The organism is Pseudomonas sp. SO81, from assembly GCF_030374125.1.
In the GTDB taxonomy this organism is placed as follows: Bacteria; Pseudomonadota; Gammaproteobacteria; order Pseudomonadales; family Pseudomonadaceae; genus Aquipseudomonas.
In genome coordinates this window covers 4,442,182-4,461,301 of the sequence record NZ_CP126126.1, presented here as the reverse complement: position 1 = coordinate 4,461,301, position 19,120 = coordinate 4,442,182, and the positions used below count along the sequence as shown (strand labels likewise).

At 66.7% G+C, this 19,120-nt stretch carries 16 protein-coding genes; 11 read left to right on the top strand and 5 right to left on the bottom strand.

From position 1 onward, the window contains the following. Positions 1 to 135: 135 nt before the first annotated feature. The gene (locus OH686_RS21310; RefSeq protein WP_289535068.1) at positions 136 to 2,064 is read left to right on the top strand and encodes a transglycosylase SLT domain-containing protein; all 1,929 of its coding nucleotides are present in this window, start codon (positions 136 to 138) and stop codon (positions 2,062 to 2,064) included. 189 nt (positions 2,065 to 2,253) lie between these two features. On the opposite strand, the gene OH686_RS21305 is transcribed toward OH686_RS21310, so the two are convergent. After that, entirely contained in the window at positions 2,254 to 3,057 is an 804-nt protein-coding gene (locus OH686_RS21305) for an MOSC domain-containing protein (protein WP_289535066.1), read from the bottom strand. Here OH686_RS21305 and OH686_RS21300 point away from each other — a divergent pair. Beyond that, positions 3,056 to 4,885, top strand: a complete 1,830-nt coding sequence (locus tag OH686_RS21300; protein WP_502942756.1) for a methyl-accepting chemotaxis protein — start codon at positions 3,056 to 3,058, stop codon at positions 4,883 to 4,885. The two genes, OH686_RS21305 and OH686_RS21300, sit on opposite strands and share 2 nt — an antisense overlap. A 39-nt stretch (positions 4,886 to 4,924) precedes the next feature. Here the strand turns inward: OH686_RS21300 and OH686_RS21295 are convergent, their stop codons facing one another. Continuing rightward, on the bottom strand, positions 4,925 to 5,851 hold the full coding sequence (locus OH686_RS21295; protein ID WP_289535063.1) for a chemotaxis protein CheV: 927 nt from the start codon (positions 5,849 to 5,851) through the stop codon (positions 4,925 to 4,927). A 103-nt stretch (positions 5,852 to 5,954) separates the two neighbouring features. On the opposite strand from OH686_RS21295, the gene OH686_RS21290 reads away from it, so the two are divergent. The 9 genes from OH686_RS21290 (at position 5,955) to OH686_RS21250 (ending at position 14,981) form a co-directional block, all read left to right on the top strand. Continuing rightward, positions 5,955 to 7,178 carry a methyl-accepting chemotaxis protein gene (locus tag OH686_RS21290; protein WP_502942755.1) on the top strand — a complete coding sequence of 408 codons (1,224 nt, stop codon included), beginning with the start codon at positions 5,955 to 5,957 and terminating at the stop codon, positions 7,176 to 7,178. Positions 7,179 to 7,204: 26 nt separating this feature from the next. Further along, the gene (locus OH686_RS21285; RefSeq protein WP_289535060.1) at positions 7,205 to 7,570 is read left to right on the top strand and encodes a response regulator; all 366 of its coding nucleotides are present in this window, start codon (positions 7,205 to 7,207) and stop codon (positions 7,568 to 7,570) included. A gap of 1 nt (position 7,571) precedes the next feature. Then, positions 7,572 to 7,886 (top strand): STAS domain-containing protein, encoded by a 315-nt coding sequence (locus OH686_RS21280; RefSeq protein WP_289535059.1) that lies wholly within the window; start codon positions 7,572 to 7,574, stop codon positions 7,884 to 7,886. Further along, complete coding sequence (locus OH686_RS21275; RefSeq protein ID WP_289535058.1) at positions 7,876 to 10,077, top strand: chemotaxis protein CheA; 2,202 nt, start codon at positions 7,876 to 7,878, stop codon at positions 10,075 to 10,077. Before OH686_RS21280 ends, OH686_RS21275 begins: the two co-directional genes overlap by 11 nt. A gap of 10 nt (positions 10,078 to 10,087) precedes the next feature. Further along, a complete protein-coding gene (locus OH686_RS21270; protein WP_289535057.1) occupies positions 10,088 to 11,728 on the top strand; it encodes a methyl-accepting chemotaxis protein in 1,641 nt (546 codons plus the stop codon). 10 nt (positions 11,729 to 11,738) lie between these two features. After that, positions 11,739 to 12,257, top strand: coding sequence for a chemotaxis protein CheW (locus OH686_RS21265; RefSeq protein WP_289535055.1), 519 nt, complete (start codon positions 11,739 to 11,741; stop codon positions 12,255 to 12,257). Next, a complete protein-coding gene (locus tag OH686_RS21260) occupies positions 12,257 to 13,066 on the top strand; it encodes a CheR family methyltransferase (protein WP_289535053.1) in 810 nt (269 codons plus the stop codon). Before OH686_RS21265 ends, OH686_RS21260 begins: the two co-directional genes overlap by 1 nt. Before the next feature lie 7 nt (positions 13,067 to 13,073). After that, on the top strand, positions 13,074 to 14,147 hold the full coding sequence (locus tag OH686_RS21255; protein WP_289535051.1) for a protein-glutamate methylesterase/protein-glutamine glutaminase: 1,074 nt from the start codon (positions 13,074 to 13,076) through the stop codon (positions 14,145 to 14,147). Between the two features lie 189 nt (positions 14,148 to 14,336). Next, entirely contained in the window at positions 14,337 to 14,981 is a 645-nt protein-coding gene (locus tag OH686_RS21250) for a response regulator (protein ID WP_289535049.1), read from the top strand. On the opposite strand, the gene yegS is transcribed toward OH686_RS21250, so the two are convergent. From yegS to OH686_RS21235, 3 genes are all read right to left on the bottom strand, one after another. Continuing rightward, positions 14,978 to 15,877: a lipid kinase YegS gene (yegS, locus tag OH686_RS21245; protein WP_289535047.1), complete on the bottom strand. Its 900-nt coding sequence runs from the start codon at positions 15,875 to 15,877 to the stop codon at positions 14,978 to 14,980. The genes OH686_RS21250 and yegS overlap by 4 nt on opposite strands. Before the next feature lie 90 nt (positions 15,878 to 15,967). Next, positions 15,968 to 17,527, bottom strand: a complete 1,560-nt coding sequence (locus OH686_RS21240) for an FGGY-family carbohydrate kinase (protein WP_289535046.1) — start codon at positions 17,525 to 17,527, stop codon at positions 15,968 to 15,970. Positions 17,528 to 17,544: 17 nt separating this feature from the next. Then, positions 17,545 to 19,119: a glycerol-3-phosphate dehydrogenase/oxidase gene (locus tag OH686_RS21235; RefSeq protein WP_289535045.1), complete on the bottom strand. Its 1,575-nt coding sequence runs from the start codon at positions 19,117 to 19,119 to the stop codon at positions 17,545 to 17,547. Between the last annotated feature and the right edge of the window lies 1 nt (position 19,120).

Below are 19,120 nucleotides of genomic sequence, written 5' to 3'. Positions count from 1 at the left end.
ACCGAGTTGAGCTGGCCCAATGCTGGCGCGTTTGTCGCAGGCGACCCGGCATTCTCGTGCCACGCGCAACAGGCTAAGCTAGGCGCATTTTTGGAAGCACCCCGCTCCATTTCGTTCCCTTTGCCCGGATGTGTCATGCGCCGCCCTCTGTTCTGCCTGCTTTCCGCGATCCTCTCCTGCACCCTCGGCCTATCCAGCGCTCAAGCAGCCAGCCTGGCCCAGCAGCGGCAGATGTATGACGAAGCCAAACGCGCCCTGGCCAAGGGCGACAAGGGCCCGTACCAGCGCTATGCCAACGCCCTGCGCGACTACCCGCTGACGCCCTACCTGGCCTATGACGAGCTGACCGCCCGCCTGAAATGGGCCAGCAACGACGAGATCGAAGCCTTCCTCACCGAGCACGGCGACCTGCCCCAGGCCGGCTGGATGAAGCTGCGCTGGCTGCGCTGGCTGACCGAGCGCGGCCAGTGGCAGACCTTCGCCAACCATTACGATCCCAAGCTCAACTTCACCGAGCTGGACTGCCTCTACGGCCAGTACCTGTACAAGCAGGGCATGAAGGCCGAGGCGCGCGTCGCCGCGGAGAAACTGTGGCTGATGGGCAAGTCCCAGCCCGAGGCCTGCGACACCCTGTTCGGCCTGTGGCGCGCCGATGGCCAGCTCACGGAGGAGAATCGCTGGAAGCGCGCCAAGCTGGCCGCCGAGGCTCGTAACTATGGTCTGGCCAGCTACCTGGTGAAGGGCCTGCCGACCTACGGCAAGCAGGGTCAGCTGATGATCGAAGCGGCGCAGAAGCCGCAGATGATGAGCCAGACCGCGCGTTTCACCCCCGCCGACCGCCATATGGCCGATGCCGCGGGTCTCGGCCTGCGCCGCCTGGCCCGCCAGGACCCGGAGAAGGCCCTTAGCCTGCTCGAGGTCTACGCGGGCAAGCTGCCCTTCTCCGCCGAGGAGAAGGTGGCCATCGCCCGCGAGATCGGCCTGACCCTGGCCAAGCGCTTCGACGTGCGCGCCCTGCAGGTCATGGCCCAGTACGACCCGGAGCTGCGCGACAACACCGTGTCCGAATGGCGCGCCCGTCTGCTGCTGCGCCATGGCCGCTGGGACGAGGCCTACCAGCTGACCAGCCGCCTGCCGGCGGACCTGGCCACCACCAGCCGCTGGCGCTACTGGCACGCCCGCAGCCTGCAGCTGGCCCAGCCCCAGGACCAGCAGGCCCTCGCCCTCTACCAGCCGCTGGCCAAGGAGCGCGACTTCTACGGCTTCCTCGCCGCCGATCGCATCCAGGCGCCCTACAGCCTGAACAACCGGCCGATGGCCCTCGACCCGCAACTGGTGCAGAAGGTGCGCAACACCGCCGGCATCCGCCGAGCCCTGGAATTCCACGACCGCGGCCAGATCGTCGACGGCCGCCGCGAGTGGTACCACGTCAGCCGCCTGTTCAGCCGCGAGGAGCTGGTGGCCCAGGCCAAGCTGGCCTACGACAAGCAGTGGTACTTCCCGGCCATCCGCACCATCAGCCAGGCCAAGTACTGGGACGACCTGGATATCCGCTTCCCCATGGCGCACAAGAGCAGCCTGACCCAACAGGCCAAGCTGCGCGGCCTGCATTCCAGCTGGGTGTTCGCCATCACCCGTCAGGAAAGCGCGTTCATGGCCGACGCCCGCTCGCCGGTCGGCGCCATGGGCCTGATGCAGCTGATGCCGGGCACCGCCAAGGAAACCGCGCGCAAGTTCGGCATCCCCCTGGGCAACCCGCAGCAGGCCCTGGTGCCGGAGAAGAACATCCAGCTCGGCGCCGCCTACCTCAGCCAGGTGCACGGCCAGTTCAACGGCAACCGCGTGCTCGCCTCCGCCGCCTACAACGCCGGCCCGGGGCGCGTGCGCCAGTGGCTGAAGGGCGCCGACCACCTGGCCTTCGACGTGTGGGTGGAGAACATCCCGTTCGACGAGACCCGCCAGTACGTGCAGAACGTGCTGTCCTACTCGGTGATCTACGGCCAGAAGCTCGGTGCTCCACAACCGCTGGTGGACTGGCACGAACGTTTCTTCGACGACCAGTGAGAACCAGTCCACGAACACGCTGCGCGTCGGAAAAACTGCGTTGGGAGCAGCTTCGGAATGCTCATTGACCATCAGTCAACTCCGCTTCCTTAGCTCCTCCCGCCTGGTTTTTCTCTAGCTCGCTAGCTCGTGAACAGGTTCGAACAAAAAAGGGCGCCCATGGGCGCCCTTCTCGTTTCTGCTACGGTCCTACTCCAGCACTTCCACCGGCAGGCCCACGCGCAGCTCACCCACGCCGCGCGGCAGCAGGTTCTGCCCGAAGTACACCTCGCCATTGCGCTCGCGATAGGTCTTTAGGGTAGTGAGCGGCTCGCGGTCGGCGTTGCGCTCGCCGGTCTGCGGGTCGATGGTGGTGAGGATGCAACGACTGCAGCCCTTGGCCACCTCGAACTCCAGCTCGCCGATGCGAATGCGCTTCCAGCCGTCCTCGGCATAGGCTTCGCTGCCCTGCACCACCAGATTGGGGCGAAAACGCAGCATCTCCAGCGGCCGCCCGACCCGCGCGGACAGGTCCTCCAGCGACGCCTGACCGATCAGCAGCAAGGGGAAACCGTCGGAGAACGCCACCTTGTCGCCAGGCTGGGCGTAGCCGGTGTCGACCTGGCGCGCTCGCGCCTCGGGCACCTGCACCAGGCGGCAGGGCCGGCCGATAAAGGCACTCAGCCATTCGGCCGCCGCATCGCCGGCATCCGGCACGCGCAGGCTGTCGCGCCACACGGTCACCCCGCGCAGATCCTGGTCCTTCTCCGGCAGCGCCACCTCGAGGCTACCGAAGCCAGGCGCACTCAGGCTCAAACCACCAGCCTCGTTGTACAGCGCGCTCAACTGGCTCATCTGCGGCAACAGACGCTGGGTGAGGAAGCGCCCGTTCTCCGGCTCCACCAGCATCCAGCGCCGGTCGCCGCGCAGGCCCAGCGCCTCTAGCGGCGAACTGCTCAGGCTTTCACCACGGGCGGATTTGAGTGGGTAGCGATAGAGGGCGGACAGCTGCATGAAAGCCTCGCGTAGGAAGAAAGGATTAATCGCGCGTTCAACCGAAGGAGCGATGTGCTCGGCGTCACACTATTTGCAACCATGCCCGCGCGAGTTCAAGCCACATAAAACCAATAACAGTGCTGCAGGTGTACTCATGCCCGCCCATCAGATTGCTGCCATCCCGGCCGAGCCGGCCCGTTCAACCCTTCCCGGTGCCTACCCGCTGCTGGTGTTCTGCCAGCTGTTCCTGATCGCCGCGGTGCTGACCCAGGCGGGCAACGGCCTGCGCCTGGTGGCGCTGGCCATGGCCCTGCCGATCTTCGTCCTCGGCTGGCGCCTGCACAAGGCGCAACGAGTGAACATACTGAGCGAGCGCCTTGCCGCAATCAATGGCAGCCTGATCGACCTGACCGGCCATGCCACTGCGGAGTCGCCGGATGGCAGCGCCCAGGTCCTGCAGAGCCTGACCGGACGCCTGCGCGACAGCATCGCGCGCCTGCAGCAAAACAGCCTGCAGGTCGCCGCCACGTCGGCCGGCAGCCGCCTGCAATCGGAACGCGCGGCGCAGGACGCGCATCAGCAGCAGAACCTCTCCGAGCTGATCTTCCAGGCCAGCGAGCAGACCACCAGCGCCCTGCAGGACATTTCCGCGCGCACCGGCGGCATCACCGAGATGAACAGCCGCAACCTGGACCTGGCGCGCCAGTCGCAAGGCCAGCTCGGCGACGCCTGCCGGCACATGCAGGCGATCAGCCAGACCATGGACGGCTTCCAGCACAACATCGCGGCGCTGGAGAACACCTCCACACGGGTGCGGGAGATCCTCGCCACCGTGCAGGACTTCTCCGCGCAGACCAACATGCTGGCCCTCAACGCCGCCATCGAGGCGGCGCGGGCCGGCGAACAGGGCCGCGGCTTTGCCGTGGTCGCCGACGAGGTTCGCAATCTCTCGCTCAAGGTCGGCAGCGCGGCCCAGCAGATCGGACAACTGATGGAGCAGATGGCCAGCGCCATGTCCGGTGCCGAACGCCAGACCCGCGACATGCACGAGCAGAGCACCACGGCGGGCGCGGCGGTAGGCGTCGCCGCCGACCAGTTCGCCACCATGGTCGAGGATTTCCAGCGCGCCAACGACGATCTGCTGATGGTCAGCAGCGCCCTCGAGGAGCTGACCGCGACCAATGCCGAGACCCACCAGCACAGCAGCCGCATTCGTGACCTCAGCCTGACCATCAGCGCCTGCATGGAGCAGAGCTTCACCCAGGCCGACCGCACCCGCGACAGCGCCAACCTGCTACTGCAGGAACTCAGTGGCTTCCGCCTGGGCCACGGCCGCCTGGAGGCGATTGTCGACATGCTCATGCTGCGGCGCGCCGATATCGAGGCTCGGCTGGACGCGCTGCAGGCCTCCGGCGTCGACCTGTTCGATCACAACTACAAGGCCATCGCCAACAGCAACCCGCCCAAGCACAACGTGAGCTGGGCCGAACCCTATCGCCGGCAGATCCAGCCGCTGCTTGACCAGTGGGATACCGGCGGCAAGGACGGCGTGCTGTACATCGTGCCGGTCAACGACCGCGGCTACCTGGCCGCCGCACGCAGCGCGGCCTCGCAGGAGCCCTGCGGCGATCCGGCCATCGATGCGGCGAAGAGCACGCACCTGCGCTTCTTCGGCTCGGCGGTGGAGCACGAGAACATGCGCAAGTGCAGCCATGTGAGCATGGGAACCTTCGTCCTGCCGGGCACCACGACGGTGATCTTCGTGATGTACGTGCCGCTCATGGTCGGCGGGCGCCGCTGGGGCACCATGAGCGCAGGCGTGTTGCCGGCGGCGATCGGCGTGTGAAGGAGAGACAGGGCGCCGAGCGCGCCCTGCCGGAACGCGTCAGGCGTCGAGTTCGAGACGCTGACGGATCACGTCGACCAGCTTGTCCGGCTGGAACTTGGAGAGGAAGTTGTCGCAGCCAACCTTCTTCACCATCGCCTCGTTGAAGCTGCCGGACAGCGAGGTGTGCAGCACCACGTAGAGATCCTTGAGGCGCGGGTCGTTGCGGATCTCGGTGGTCAGGCGGTAGCCGTCCATTTCCGGCATCTCGGCGTCGGTGAAGATCATCAGCAACTTGTCGGTCATCACCTCGCCGGCATCGGCCCACTTCTTCAACTGTTGCAGGCCCTTGAGGCCGTCGCTGGCACTGTGGGTCTTGATGCCCAGCTGCGACAGAGTCTCGCGCAGCTGATTGAGGGCCACGCTGGAGTCGTCCACCAGCAGTACCTCGCGGCCGACGGCCTTGGCCAGCAGCGGGTCGGCCAGCTTCTCGTCGGAGACCTTGGTGCTCATCGGCGCGATTTCTGCCAGCACCTTCTCCACGTCGATGATCTCGACGATCTGATCGTCCACCTTGGTGATGGCGGTCAGGTAGTGCTGGCGCCCCGCTCCGCCGGGCGGCGGCAGGATGGATTCCCAGTTGAGGTTGAGGATGCGGTCCACGCCGCCGACCAGGAAGGCCTGCACCGAGCGGTTGTACTCGGTGACGATGATGGTGCTGTTCTCGCTCGGCGTGATCGGACGCATGCCGATGGCCTGGGACAAGTCGATCACCGGCAGGGTCTGACCACGCAGGTTGACCACCCCGCAGACGTACGGGTGGCGGTGCGGCATCAGGGTCAGCTTGGGCAGTTGCAGGACTTCCTGCACCTTGAACACGTTGATCGCGAACAGCTGGCGACCGGCCAGGCGGAACATGAGGATTTCCAGACGGTTCTCGCCCACCAGTTGGGTGCGTTGATCCACCGTATCGAGAATGCCGGCCATCGCCTACTCCTATTGTGTTTCATCAGTCTAGCCGAGCCCTGCGCTAGGGGCTCTGCCAGATATCGGCCGACCGCAGCGAGACTGGAGGCGGCCGAGTGCCATCATGCCAGCGACTGCGTGGTCATACCAGGCACGGGTATCGGAGCCCCCCTTAGGGGCTTCTAGGGGAAGCCCTGATTTCGTCGATGCGTCTGCGCTTCTATCGTTCGCAGCATTCAGTCGACCACCCCGAGGCCTCCGCCCAGTGCTTGTCTATTGCCTACTCTGGTTCGGCCTGGCACTCGCCAGCGTCGGCACCCTGTTCACCCAACCGTGGCTGGCCGGGGCCGGCCTCCTGCTCGGTGCCGGGGCCGCTCTTCCATTGAGACCCAGGCTCAGCGCAACCAGTCTCGCAGATATCGAGGCGATACCCGCGCAGGCCGAGCCGCCCGCTTACCCACAGCTGCTGCAGGCGGTGTTGCCCGCCTGGGCCGACAATCTCGGCCAGGTCCGCCACGTGCTGCAGGACAACATCGGCCGCCTGTTCGAACGCTTCGCCAGCCTGAGCCAGCGCCTCGAACACACCCTCGGGCACTCCGAGAGCGTGATCGGCGGGGGCGGCATCACCGAGGGGCTGCGCCACGCCAATCAGCGCCTCGACGAGGTATCCGAGGCTTTCCATACCGCCGGCGAGCGCAAACGCCAGCTGCTCACCACCATCGGCAACCTCAATCAGTACGCCAGTGAGCTGCAGACCATGTCCAAGCACGTGCAGGACATCGCCAGCCAGACCAACCTGCTGGCCCTCAACGCAGCCATCGAGGCGGCTCGGGCCGGAGAGTATGGCCGCGGCTTCTCGGTGGTCGCCGACGAAGTGCGCAAGCTGTCCAGCCTGTCCGCCGAGACCGGCCAGCGGATGGTCGAGAAGGTTGGCGAGATCAATGGAGCTATCCGCGGCACTGTCACCGCCGCCGAGGAATTATCCGGCAGCGAAGAAAGCAATTTGCGCTACCTCGACCAGGTCACCGGCGAGCTGATGCAGGGCCTGACCGGAAGCCTCGACGAGCTCACCGAAACCACCCGCCGGCTGCAGCAGGACGTGCGAGTGACTCAGGCCGACATCCAGGAAATCGTCGTCAGCCTGCAGTTCCAGGACCGCGCGGACCAGATGCTCGACCACCTCCAGGCCGATCTCCACCGGCTGCAGCGAACCGCCCAGGAAGACCAGCCAGACCTCCATCCCGAGCGCTGGCTGGCTGACCTGCGCCGCCAGTTCACCACCGCCGAGGAGCGCCACGGGCGCCGCGGCGCGATGGTGGCAAGGCAAGACGACATCACCTTCTTCTGAGCATTTCCCTTTTCAGCGAGACCACCATGAGCAAGACCATTCTGATCGTCGACGACTCCACGTCCATGCGCCAACTGGTGAAGATGACCCTCACGAATGCTGGACATCAGGTCATCGAAGCGGTCGACGGCCGCGACGCCCTGAGCAAACTCAACGGCCAGAAGATCAACCTGATCATCAGTGACGTGAACATGCCCAACCTCGACGGCATCGGCCTGGTCAGGGAGATCAAGACCCGCAACGAGTACCGCTTCACCCCCATCGTCATGCTCACCACCGAGAGCGAACAGGGCAAGAAGGCCGAAGGCCAGGCTGCCGGCGCCAAGGCCTGGATCGTCAAGCCGTTCCAGCCCCAGCAGTTGCTCTCGGCCGTAGAGAAACTGGCCAGCTGAGATGTTTGACCTGAGCCAGCCCGCCCCTGCCCGCCTGAACCTCGGCGGCAGCCTGACCATCTACGAGGTGGCCGAGGCGCGCGATGCCCTGCTCTCCGCCTTTGCCGGCGGCCGCGATGAGACCTGGCAGCTGGACTTGACCGCGCTACAGGAAATCGACAGCGCTGGCGCGCAGCTGCTCCTGGCGGCACATCGGCACCTGCGTGCAGCGGGTGGCGACCTGCGCCTGGCAGAGCCCACCGAGCCGGTACGCGAGCTGTTGGGCCTGCTGCGCCTGGACGACCTCTTGCCGGCGGGAGAAAACCATGTTCGATGAAGAGCAGTGGAGCCAGTTGCTGCGCGGCTTCATCGAGGAGGGCCGCGACCTGGCCAAGCAGGCGGAGGAATACCTGCTGGTGCTGGATCAGGCGCCGGACGACCAGCAAGCCATCAACGGCCTGTTCCGCGCCATGCACACGCTCAAGGGCTCGGCCGGGCTGTTCACCCTTACCCCGCTGGTGAACTTCACTCACCACCTGGAAAATCTGCTGATGGCGGTGCGCGACGGTCAGCGCCAGCTGAGCCCGCCAATGGTCTCGCTGATGTTGCGCTGCCTCGACGAGATCAGCTCGATGCTCGAGCTGATCGACCCGGACAGTGGCGAGCTGCCGGTGGATGAAGCTCACCAGGGCCAGTTGCTCGATGCCCTCGCCGAGCAGACCGGTGCCCCACGACTGATCGCCACCCGGGACAGCGATGACGATTGCGCAAGCCGCGGCAGCCTGGAGCGCTGCGCCACCTGCGATTCCGCCGGGGCCTGGCACATCTCCCTACGTTTTCACCCGGATTTGCTGCGCAACGGCTTCGACCCTGCCTCGTTCGTCCGCTACCTGGGGCGCCTGGGCGAGATACTGCACCTGGAGACCCTCGCCGAGCAGATGCCCGATCTGTCCGAAATGGACCCGGAAAGCTGCTACCTGGGCCTGGAAATAGCCCTGTGCAGCTCGGCCAGCAAGGCCGAGATCGAGGACGTCTTCGAGTTCATCCACGACTTCTGCACCCTACGCATCCTGCCGCCAGAGAGTGCGCTGGACGAATACATCCAGCTGATCCAGGACCTGCCGGAAACCGACGAGCGCATCGGCAGAATCCTTATCGCCAGTGGCCTGCTCACCGAACACGAACTGGCCGAAGGCCTGAGCCTGCAGAACGATGTGCAGGACGGGCTCAAGTCACCACTCGGTTCAGTGCTGGTCGAAACCGGCATGGTGCCACCCAAGGCGGTCAACGCCGCGCTGGCCAAGCAGCAGTCGGCGCGCGAAAAGGCGCCGCGCGAGAGCAGCCATATCCGTGTCGCCGCCAACAAGCTGGACGAGCTGATCAACCTGGTCGGCGAGCTGGTGATCAGCGCCGCCGGCGCGCAGCTACAGGCACAACTGCAGGGCAGCACCGACTGCATCGAGAGCAGCCAGACGGTCAACCAGCACGTCGAGGCCATTCGCGAAGCGGCACTGAAACTGCGCATGATCGAGATCGGCGACACCTTCAACCGCTTCCACCGCGTGGTGCGCGATGTCAGCCAGCAGCTCGGCAAGCAGATCCGCCTGGAGATTCACGGTGCCGACACCGACCTGGACCGCTCGGTAATCGACAAGCTGGCCGATCCCCTCACCCACCTGGTGCGCAATGCCATCGACCACGGCATCGAATCCGCCGAGCAGCGCCTGGCCGCCGGCAAATCGGCCGAAGGCCGCCTGAGCCTCAATGCCTACCACGACTCCGGCATGATCGTGATCGAGGTGGAGGATGACGGTCGTGGCCTGAATACGGAGCGCATCCGCGAGAAGGCCATCGAACGCGGTCTGCTCGACCCGCAGACCAGCCTCAGCGAAGCGGACACCCACATGCTGATCTTCGCCGCCGGCTTCTCCACTGCCGATGCGGTGTCCGATCTGTCCGGCCGGGGGGTCGGGATGGACGTGGTACGCAGCGCCATCGACGCCTTGCGTGGCAGCATCGAGATCGAATCTCGCCCAGGCCTGGGCTGCACCTTCCGCATCCGTCTGCCGCTGACCCTGGCGATCATCGATGGCTTCCTGGTCGGCATCGGCGATGAGCACTTCGTCATTCCCCTGGAATTGGTCACCGAATGCCTGGAGCTGGACGTCAGCCTCGACGGCCGCTACGGCTACCTCAACCTGCGCGGCAAACCGCTGCCATGCATCGACTTGGCCGCCCATTTCGAATTGCCATCGCCCGCCCACGGCCGACGAAACATTCTGGTGGTCAGCCTGGGTCGGCAACAGGCCGGGCTGATCGTCGACCGCCTGCACGGCGAACTGCAGACCGTGATCAAACCGCTCGGCCTGCTGTTCCAGCACCTGCAGGGCATCAGTGGCTCGACCATCCTCGGCTCCGGACAGATCGCCCTGATCCTCGACATCCCCAGCCTGCTGCGCCAGTTGCAACAGCACATCGAAAGCGAATTCCGTTCCCCCCAACCGCGACCCGACCTGATGGGGTCGTAGGAGATCCACCATGCAATTCATCCGCAATATGAAGATCGGCGTACGGCTGATCGCCGGATTCACCCTGGTGGTGCTCCTCACCGCCCTGGTCGGCGCGCTCGGCATCATCAATCTGGCCAAGGTCAACGAGCTGTCGGACAGGATGTACAGTCGCGAGATGCAGGCGCTGGACAGCATGATGAGCGCCAACATGGACCTCATCTACCTGGGCCGCCACCTGCGCAGCAACCTGCTAGCCACCTCGCTGCCGGAGCGCGAGAGCACTGCCGCACAGGTGCACGAAGCGATCAAGGCACTGCACATGAACCTGGACAGGGCCCGCGCCAGCTTCAACAGCGAGCAGTCGCTGGCCAAACTGGCGGCGCTCGACACCCAGCTCGGTGAATACGAGAAAACCGCGCTGCAGATACTGGAAGCCAACAAGAACACCGACCTGACCCAGAACAGCGCCTTCACTGCCCTGATGCCACAGCTGCGCGCTCATGGCAGTGCGGCCGACGCCACCATCGCCGAACTGGTAGGCCAGAAGAAGGCCCGCGCCAAGGAGGCCAACGACAGCATCACCGAAATCTACACTGGCTCGCGTACCCAGATGATCGTGCTGATCCTGATCGCTGCCGGCCTCGGCTTCACCATCGGCATGCTGGTCACCCGCTCCATCACCCGCCCGTTGAACCGCGCCGTGAGCGTCGCCGACAGCCTGGCCGAGGGCGACCTGAGCGTGACGGTAGAAGCCGACAGCCGCGACGAGACCGGCCGCCTGCTGGCCTCGATGAAGCATATGACCGAGCGTCTGCGCAGTGTCATGGCCGATGTACGTAGCGCCGCCGACTCGTTGTCCTCGGCCTCCGAGGAAGTCAGCGCCACCTCGCAGTCGTTGAGCCAGGCTGCCACCGAGCAGGCCGCCAGCGTCGAGGAGACCAGCGCCTCGGTCGAACAGATGTCCGCCTCGATCGCCCAGAACACCGACAGCGCGCGGGTCACCGACGGCATCGCCGGCAAGGCCGCCAACGATGCCGTGCAGGGTGGCAACGCCGTGCGCGAGATGGTTCAGGCGATGAAGCAGATCGCCGACAAGATCGGCATCATCGACGACATCGCCTACCAGACCAACCTGCTGGCGCTCAACGCCGCCATCGAGGCCGCCCGCGCCGGCGACCACGGCAAGGGCTTCGCGGTGGTCGCCGCCGAGGTACGCAAGCTGGCCGAGCGCAGCCAGGTGGCCGCCCAGGAGATCGGCGGCGTGGCCGGCAGCAGCGTGCATCTGGCCGAACAGGCCGGCGCCCTGCTAGACGAGATCGTACCGAACATCCAGAAGACCTCGGACCTGGTTCAGGAGATCACCGCCGCCTCTCAGGAGCAGAGCAGCGGCGCGGCGCAGATCAACATCGCCATGGGCCAGATGAACCAGATCACCCAGCAGAACGCTTCCGCCTCCGAGGAGCTGGCCGCTACCGCCCAGGAAATGAACTCCCAGGCCGGTCAATTGCTGGAACTGATCGGCTACTTCCGCCTGGATAACCAACCCGCCGGCTTCGCGCCGCGCCGCGCCGAGCCGCCACGGCAGAGCAACCTGCGCGAGCTGCGCCGCACCGAGCGCCGCCCGCAGCAAACAGTGCCGGACGAAGGCCAGTTCGTCAGCTTCAACTGATGGGGGTTGCATGAACGCCATCACCGCCACCCGCAGCAACGAGGTACTGGACGACAGTGTCCAGCACCTGTCATTCCGCGTGCGCCAGGCGCGCTATGCCCTGCCGATCGAACTGGTGCGGGAGATCATCGAGTACGGCCAGGTCACGGCCGTGCCGATGATGCCTGCGTTCATCCACGGCGTGATCAATCTGCGCGGCAACGTGGTGCCAGTGCTCGACCTGGCGGCACGCTTTGGCCTCGACCTGACCGAGCCGGGCAAGCGCACCTGCATCGTCATCATCGAGCTGGAGCTGGATGGCAACGGCCAGGCCCAGCGCATCGGCCTGGTGGTCGATGCGGTGGATGCCGTGCTCGATATCGACCCGCGCGACGTGGAACAGGCCCCGCCGTTCGGCACCGGCATTCGCACCGACTTCATCGCCGGCATGGCTCGCGACGATCAGGGTTTCACTATTATCGTCGACGTGCGCCGGGTGCTGTCGCTGGACGACATCCGCCAGCTGAGCCTGGCGCAACAGGCGGGCTAATGGTCCATCGGCACCTGCCCAAGCTGTCCGACGGCGAGTTCCGCTACCTGCAGCAGATGATGGTGGAGGTGTCCGGCATCCACATGGCCGACAGCAAGCGCATGCTGGTGGCCGGACGCCTGATGTCGCGCCTGCGCGAGCTGGACCAGGGAGACTTCTACGAGTACGTCAACTTCCTGCGCCAGCCGGCCAACCAGAGCGAACGCCGGCTCGTGATTGACCTGCTGACCACCAACGAGACCTATTTCTTCCGCGAGCCCAAACACTTCGACTTCCTTGGCGAGTGGGTCGCCAGCCAGCGTGGTCCGATCCACCTGTGGAGCGCCGCCAGCTCGTCCGGCGAGGAGGCCTACAGCATGGCCATGACCCTGGCCGAACATGCGCGCACCCCGCACTGGTCGATCTTCGCCAGTGACCTCAGCCAGCGCGTGCTGGAGCGCGCACGCCAGGCCATCTACCCACTGGAACAGTCCGCCCAGCTCCCTGCCGGTTGGCTGCAACGCCATTGCCTGCGCGGGGTCGGCGACCACGAGGGCAGCTTTCGCATCGGCCAGCCCCTGCGCCACCGGGTGGCCTTCGCCGAACTCAACCTGATGCGCGACCTGCCGTCGGAAGTCGGCCCCTTCAACGTGATCTTCCTGCGCAACGTGTTGATCTACTTCAGCAACCCGGACAAGCGCGCCATCGTCGAGCGCCTGGTCGGGCGGCTGCGCCCGGGAGGCCTGCTGTTCATCGGCCATGCCGAGAGCCTGCACGGCTTCCAGCTGCCGCTGCGCAACGTGCGCCCTTCCGTGTTCGAGCGAGTCTGAGGCTGCCATGATCAAGGTCTTCATCGTCGACGACTCGGCCCTGGTCCGTCAGGTGCTCACCGCCTGCATCGACGGCCACCCCGGCATGCGGGTGAGTGGCCAGGCCGCCGACCCGCTGTTCGCCCTGGAAAAGATGAACAGGGATTGGCCCGACGTACTGGTGCTGGACGTGGAGATGCCGCGCATGGACGGCATCACCTTCCTGCGCAAGATCATGGCCGAGCGCCCTACGCCGGCGATCATCTGCTCCACCCTCACCGAGGCCGGCGCCAATATCACCCTCGAGGCGCTGGCCGCCGGCGCGGTGGGCGTGTTCACCAAGTCCCGCCTGGGCCTGAAGGACAGCCTGCAACAGATTTCCGGCGACCTGATCAAGCAGATCGAAACCGCCGCCCGCAGCCACCCGCGCGCCATGCCACGGACCTCGGCGACACAGACCAGTGCCGCTGGTCCAGCCCCAGCTGCAGGAACAGCCAGGGTTGAGCGCAGCGGCAGCGCCGGCTTCGCCACCACCGACCGGGTGGTCGCTCTCGGGACGTCCACAGGGGGCACCCAGGCTCTGGAGGTGCTGTTGCGCCAGTTGCCGGTGGACTGCCCAGGCATCGTCATCGTCCAGCACATGCCGGAGAAGTTCACCGCCGCGTTCGCCCAGCGCCTCGACAGCATCTGTCGCATCGAGGTGCGCGAGGCCAAGCACATGGACCGGGTGCGCATCGGCCTGGCCCTGGTAGCGCCAGGCGGCCGCCACATGCAGATCAAGCGCAGCGGCGCGCAGTACTTCGTCGAAGTGCTCGACGGGCCACCAGTGAACCGGCACAAGCCGTCAGTGGACGTATTGTTCCGCTCCGTCGCCCGCCACGCCGGCCCCAACGCCTTGGGCGTGATCATGACCGGCATGGGCGACGACGGCGCCCGCGGCCTGCTGGCCATGCGCGAGGCTGGCGCCCGTACCGTCGCCCAGGACGAGGCCAGTTGCGTGGTCTTCGGCATGCCCAAGGAAGCTCTGCGCCTGGGCGCGGCACAGAGCAGCGAGGCGTTGCAGAGCCTACCGGCGCTGATCGTCCAGTACGGACGGACATGACCGTAGGTCTTTTCGACAGAACCTTGACCAATCGGACGAATCCTTAGCTAGAGTGAAATCACCTAGCCCCGACGTCTACCTCTGGTCGACGCCCTGTCGGACACGGGGCAGAACGGGAGGGAACCGAACGATGCTTCCCCTTTTTGCGCCTTGCGCAGCCTGCCACAGAGCAGCTCTTGGGGCGCGGCCATGAGCTGCCGCGTCCTTCTCGCGGACGACCACGCGCTGATCCGAATCGGTGTGCGCGCGATGGTGGATGAATTGCCCGGCTTCGAGATCGTCGGCGAGGCCGAGGATGGCCAGCAGGTGGTCGAACAGGCCCGCGAACTGAAACCGGACATCATCCTGCTCGACATCTCCATGAAGGACGTCAGCGGCCTGGACGCCATCAAGCCGCTGGCCGAGGTGGCCCCCACCAGCAAGGTGTTGATGCTCTCCATGCACAACGAGGCCGGAGTGGTACTCGACGCCCTGCGCCGCGGCGCCCATGGCTATTTGCTGAAGGACGCAGCCATGGCCGAGCTGCACCTGGCGCTCTGCGCCATCGGTCGCGGCGAACGCTACCTGAGCTCGGCCATCGCTCAACCGGTGATCGAACAGGCGCTGTCCAACGAACATCCCTCGAGCGACCACGACCTGACCCAGCGTCAGGTGGAGATCCTGCGCCTGATTACACGCGGCACCTCGACCCGCGCCATTGCCGAAGGCCTCAGCCTCAGCGTGAAGACGGTGGAAGCGCACCGCGCGCAGATCATGAAGCGCCTGGATATCCACGACGTGCCGGGGCTGGTGCTGTATGCCCTGCGCGAAGGCATCATCCACGCCGACGATTAGCGGTCCTGCAGCAGCGGCGAGATATTCGGCAGGTGCAGGCGCAGCGCCCCGGTGCGCGCGGCAAAGCGCAGGCGATGGCTCTCCAGCGGCTCGCCATCCAGGTTGATGTCCAGCCCTTCCGGCGCCTCCACTTCCAGCCACGGCAGGCGCGCGCTGATCGACACCGACTCCAGGCCGAGGATGCCGCCGGACAGCAGCGTGCCCAGGGTACCGACCACGTCCTGCGGCGCCGGCACGATGCAGATATCCAGCAGGCCATCGTCGATACGCGCCTGCGGGCACATCACATGACCACCGCCGGCCTGGCGCCCGTTGCCGATGCCGAGGGCGAGGAAATCCCCTTCCCAGGTGAAGCCCGGCCCGCTGAAGCGGCCGAAGGCGGCATGCACCTCGGGAAAACGCGTCAGCCCGGTGAGGAAATAGGCGGCGCCGCCGAGCATCTTCTTCAGCTCTTCCGAGGTGTTGGCGGTGACCTTCGAGCCGAAGCCGCCGGTGGCCATATTGAGGAACAGCTGGCCGTCCACCTCGCCCAGGTCGATCGAGCGCGGCTCGAACTCCAGCAGGGACAGGGCCTCCGCCGGCGGCAGCGGAATGCCGGCGGCGCGGCAGAAGTCATTGGCGGTACCCAGCGGCAGCAAGGCCAGGGAGGCGTCGCTGCCCGCCAGCGCCATGGCCTCGGCCACCTCGCGCAGGGTGCCGTCGCCGCCACCGGCGATCAGAGTCGGATAGCCGGCGGCCAGCGCCTCATCCACCAGCCGGGCGGCATCGCCGCCCTCCCAGGTCAGGCGCACGGCCAGCTCCCAGCCATTCTCGCGCAGCGCCATCACCGCGGCCCGCACTTCCTCGTTCTGCGCCTGCTTGCCATGCAGGATCAGCAGTGCCTTGCGCTCGCTCATGCTACGCCCCCTCTCCCTTGTGGTTCGTCCGAGTACAGCAGACCGCGGCGTAGAGGGGAAAGTGCCGACTACCGTTACGCTTGGAAAACGCTAGGCGGGATACCCCGTGATCTCACGAATGCTGCCGTACAGCGGTTTGAGCTGCTTGTACATGCGCAGGTAGACCTCGCGATACAGCCGTTCGTAGACCGCCACCGCCTGCGGGTTGGGCTGGAACACCTTGCCGACCCGGGTCATGGCGGCGATGGCCGTGGGGAAGTCCGGGTGCAGGCCGAGGCCGACGGCGCAGTCGATGGCCGCGCCGAGGCCGGAGGTTTCGTACAGGTGCGGGCGCTCGGCCGGCAGGTTGAAGATGTCGGCAGTCAGCTGCATGGCCGCATCGCTCTGCGAGCCGCCGCCGGAGATGCGCAGGCGCTCGATGCGCGTGCCAGAGCGCTTCTCGATGCGCTCGCGGCCCTGGCGCAGGGCGTAGGCCAGACCTTCGAGAATCGCCCGGTACAGGTGCGCGCGGGTGTGCACGTCGCCGAAGCCGATGATCGAGCCCTTGGCTTCCAGCCCCGGCTCGCGGATGCCCGGCGACCAGAACGGCTGGAGGGTCAGGCCCATGGAGCCCGGCGGCACGCTGTTGACCAACTCGTCGAACAGGGTCTCGGCCTCCACGCCCAGCTCCAGGCCGCGCTGGCGCTCGGCATGGCCGAACTGTTCCTTGAACCAGCTGACCATCCAGAAGCCGCGGAAGATCATGACCTCGGTGTTGAAATGGTCGGGAATCGCCGCCGGGTACGGCGGGATCAGCGGGATGGTCTCCAGGTACTTGGCGCGGGTCGTGTTGATGGTCGCGGTGGTGCCATAGGACAGGCACGCCGTGCTCGGCTCCACGCCGCCGGCGCCGATCACCTCGCAGGCCTTGTCCGAGGCCGCGGCGATCAGCGGCAGCCCTTCGGGGATGCCGGTGTGGGCACTGGCCGCGGCGGTGATGCTGCCGATGCGCTCGCCCGGCTTGACCAGCTCCGGCAGCATGTCCGGGCGCACCGGGATGGCCTGCCACTTCCAGTCGCTGGGCTTGGCCCAGCACAGGCGCTTGTAGTCGAACGGCAGGTAGGCCACGCAGCTGCCCACCGAGTCGACGAAGCGGCCACTCAGGCGGTGGCTGAGAAAGCCCGAGAGCAGCAGGAACTTGTGGGTGCGGGCCCAGATATCCGGCTGCTGCTGTGCGACCCAGTTGGCCTCGGCCTGGGCGCGGAAGTAGTCCACCGTCGCCTCTTCGCGGATCAGCTTGAACAGCCAACCCCAGGGCCCGGTGATGCTGCCCGCTACCTCGGCGCGGCGCTGGTCCAGCCAGAGAATGGCCGGGCGCAGCGGCTTGCCGGCCTCGTCCACGTTGATAAGGGTGCCGCGCTGGGTGGTGACCGAAACGCCGGCGATCTGGCTTCTGTCGATTTCGACGCTGGCCCACAGCCGGCGGCAGGCCTCGCCGAGGCTGGCCCAGTAGTACTCCGGGTCCTGCTCGGCCCAGCCGGGGTGCTCGGAATAGTAGGGTTCGAGCTCCACCTTGCCCTTGCCGACCAGGTTGCCGGCCAGGTCGAAGAGCAGCGCGCGTACGCTTTGGGTGCCGTTGTCGATGGCCAGCAGGTAGCGTTGTTCGGTCACGTCGGTTTCCAGGCAGTTCAGGGCAGGCTGTAGCAGCTACGCCACAGCTCAAGATAGCGTTGTTGTTCTTGTTCCCAGCGTGCATCGCTCCAGCCCAGGCGCGGCTGGCACAGCGCGCGGATGCGCGGCAGCTCGCCCTCGGCACCGCCCGCCAGCAGCAGGCCGATACGGGTGCGGCGCAGCAGCAGGTCGTCCAGGTGCAGCACCAGCTCCTCGTCACAGGCCAGGGCCAGCTCGGCCCACAGCGTGTTGCTGGCGTCGATGCAGGCGCCGCCGAGCTCGTCGATCAGTCGAGCCAGACGTGGCAGTGCCAAGCCATGGCGACCGGCCAGACGGCGCTGCTGGGCCACGCCCAGGCCGGGCAGCGCACACGGCTCGGCGCTACGGAACACCTGCTGGCCGGCATCCGTTACCTCGCGATCGACCATGGGCGCACAGGCGCGCAGCACTTCCAGGGCCAGCAGGCGGAAGGTGGTCAGCTTGCCGCCGGCCAAGGTCACGCAGCCGGGCTCGACCCACAGCGCATGCTCGCGTTTCTCGTCCGACGGTTTCTTGCTGGAGCTCTCCCCCTCGCTGACCACCGGGCGCACGCCGGCCCAGGTGGACAGCACATCGGCATGCCCGATGCCGGCATGGGGGAATACGCTGGCGCAGGCCGCCAGCAGGTAATCCACCTCCTCGGCGCTGATGCGCGCGTCCTGGCCCAGCGACTCGCCGTGGTCCAGGTCGGTGGTGCCGACCACCGTGGCGCCTTCCCAGGGAAACACGAAGACGGGCCTGCCATCTTTCGGGTGCATAAAGCTTATGGCCTGGGCCACCGGCAGGCGCCAGGCCGGCAGCAGCAGATGACTGCCGCGCAACGGGCGGATATGTTCCAGGCCAACCTTCTGCCGCAGCCCGTCGGCCCAGGCGCCAGTGGCCTGGGCCACGGCGCGGGCACGGAAGGCCAGGCGCTGACCGCTCTCCACCTCTTCGGCGACCAGCCCGACCACCCGACTGTTGTCGCGGCTCAGCTCGACCACCCGCACGCCGTTGAGCGCCTCGCCGCCGTCGGCGCGCGCTTCGCCCAGCACGCGCATGACCAGCCGCGCATCGTCGGTGACCGCATCGGTGAAACGGGTCGCACCGAGCAGCGTCTGCTCCTGCAGCCCCGGCGCCAGGTAGCGCAGCTCGGCCAGCGGGTGATAGCGATGCAGGCGCTGGCCGGCCAGGGCGTCGTACACACCGAGCAGGCCGCCAAACACCTTGGGGCCGGGGAAGCGGCCACGGTAATGCGGGAACAGGAACGGCAGCGGGTCGACCAGGCCCGGCGCCTCGCCGAGCAGGCGCTGGCGCTCGCGCACCGAGTCGCGGGTCAGGCCCAGCTGGCCCTTGGCGATATAACGCAGGCCGCCGTGGACCATCTTTGACGAACGACTGGAGGTGCCCCAGGCGAAGTCGCGCTGCTCCAGCAGCAGGCAGCTCCAGCCGCGCCGCGCCGCCTCGCGCAGGATGCCGGCGCCGGTGATACCGCCGCCGACCACTATCAGGTCCCAGTCGCGTGCCGCCAGTTCCGGCAGCGCGGTTTCACGCCAGGTGGCGTTCCAGCTCATC

What these genes read in the sequence shown, in the direction of transcription:
- OH686_RS21310 (WP_289535068.1), top strand. Translation starts at nt 136, where the DNA reads ATGCGCCGCCCTCTGTTCTGCCTGCTTTCCGCGATCCTCTCCTGCACC.
- OH686_RS21300 (WP_502942756.1), top strand. Translation starts at nt 3,056, where the DNA reads ATGAAAGCCTCGCGTAGGAAGAAAGGATTAATCGCGCGTTCAACCGAA.
- OH686_RS21305 (WP_289535066.1), bottom strand. Translation starts at nt 3,057, where the DNA reads ATGCAGCTGTCCGCCCTCTATCGCTACCCACTCAAATCCGCCCGTGGT.
- OH686_RS21295 (WP_289535063.1), bottom strand. Translation starts at nt 5,851, where the DNA reads ATGGCCGGCATTCTCGATACGGTGGATCAACGCACCCAACTGGTGGGC.
- OH686_RS21290 (WP_502942755.1), top strand. Translation starts at nt 5,955, where the DNA reads ATGCCAGCGACTGCGTGGTCATACCAGGCACGGGTATCGGAGCCCCCC.
- OH686_RS21285 (WP_289535060.1), top strand. Translation starts at nt 7,205, where the DNA reads ATGAGCAAGACCATTCTGATCGTCGACGACTCCACGTCCATGCGCCAA.
- OH686_RS21280 (WP_289535059.1), top strand. Translation starts at nt 7,572, where the DNA reads ATGTTTGACCTGAGCCAGCCCGCCCCTGCCCGCCTGAACCTCGGCGGC.
- OH686_RS21275 (WP_289535058.1), top strand. Translation starts at nt 7,876, where the DNA reads ATGTTCGATGAAGAGCAGTGGAGCCAGTTGCTGCGCGGCTTCATCGAG.
- OH686_RS21270 (WP_289535057.1), top strand. Translation starts at nt 10,088, where the DNA reads ATGCAATTCATCCGCAATATGAAGATCGGCGTACGGCTGATCGCCGGA.
- OH686_RS21265 (WP_289535055.1), top strand. Translation starts at nt 11,739, where the DNA reads ATGAACGCCATCACCGCCACCCGCAGCAACGAGGTACTGGACGACAGT.
- OH686_RS21260 (WP_289535053.1), top strand. Translation starts at nt 12,257, where the DNA reads ATGGTCCATCGGCACCTGCCCAAGCTGTCCGACGGCGAGTTCCGCTAC.
- OH686_RS21255 (WP_289535051.1), top strand. Translation starts at nt 13,074, where the DNA reads ATGATCAAGGTCTTCATCGTCGACGACTCGGCCCTGGTCCGTCAGGTG.
- OH686_RS21250 (WP_289535049.1), top strand. Translation starts at nt 14,337, where the DNA reads ATGAGCTGCCGCGTCCTTCTCGCGGACGACCACGCGCTGATCCGAATC.
- yegS (WP_289535047.1), bottom strand. Translation starts at nt 15,877, where the DNA reads ATGAGCGAGCGCAAGGCACTGCTGATCCTGCATGGCAAGCAGGCGCAG.
- OH686_RS21235 (WP_289535045.1), bottom strand. Translation starts at nt 19,119, where the DNA reads ATGAGCTGGAACGCCACCTGGCGTGAAACCGCGCTGCCGGAACTGGCG.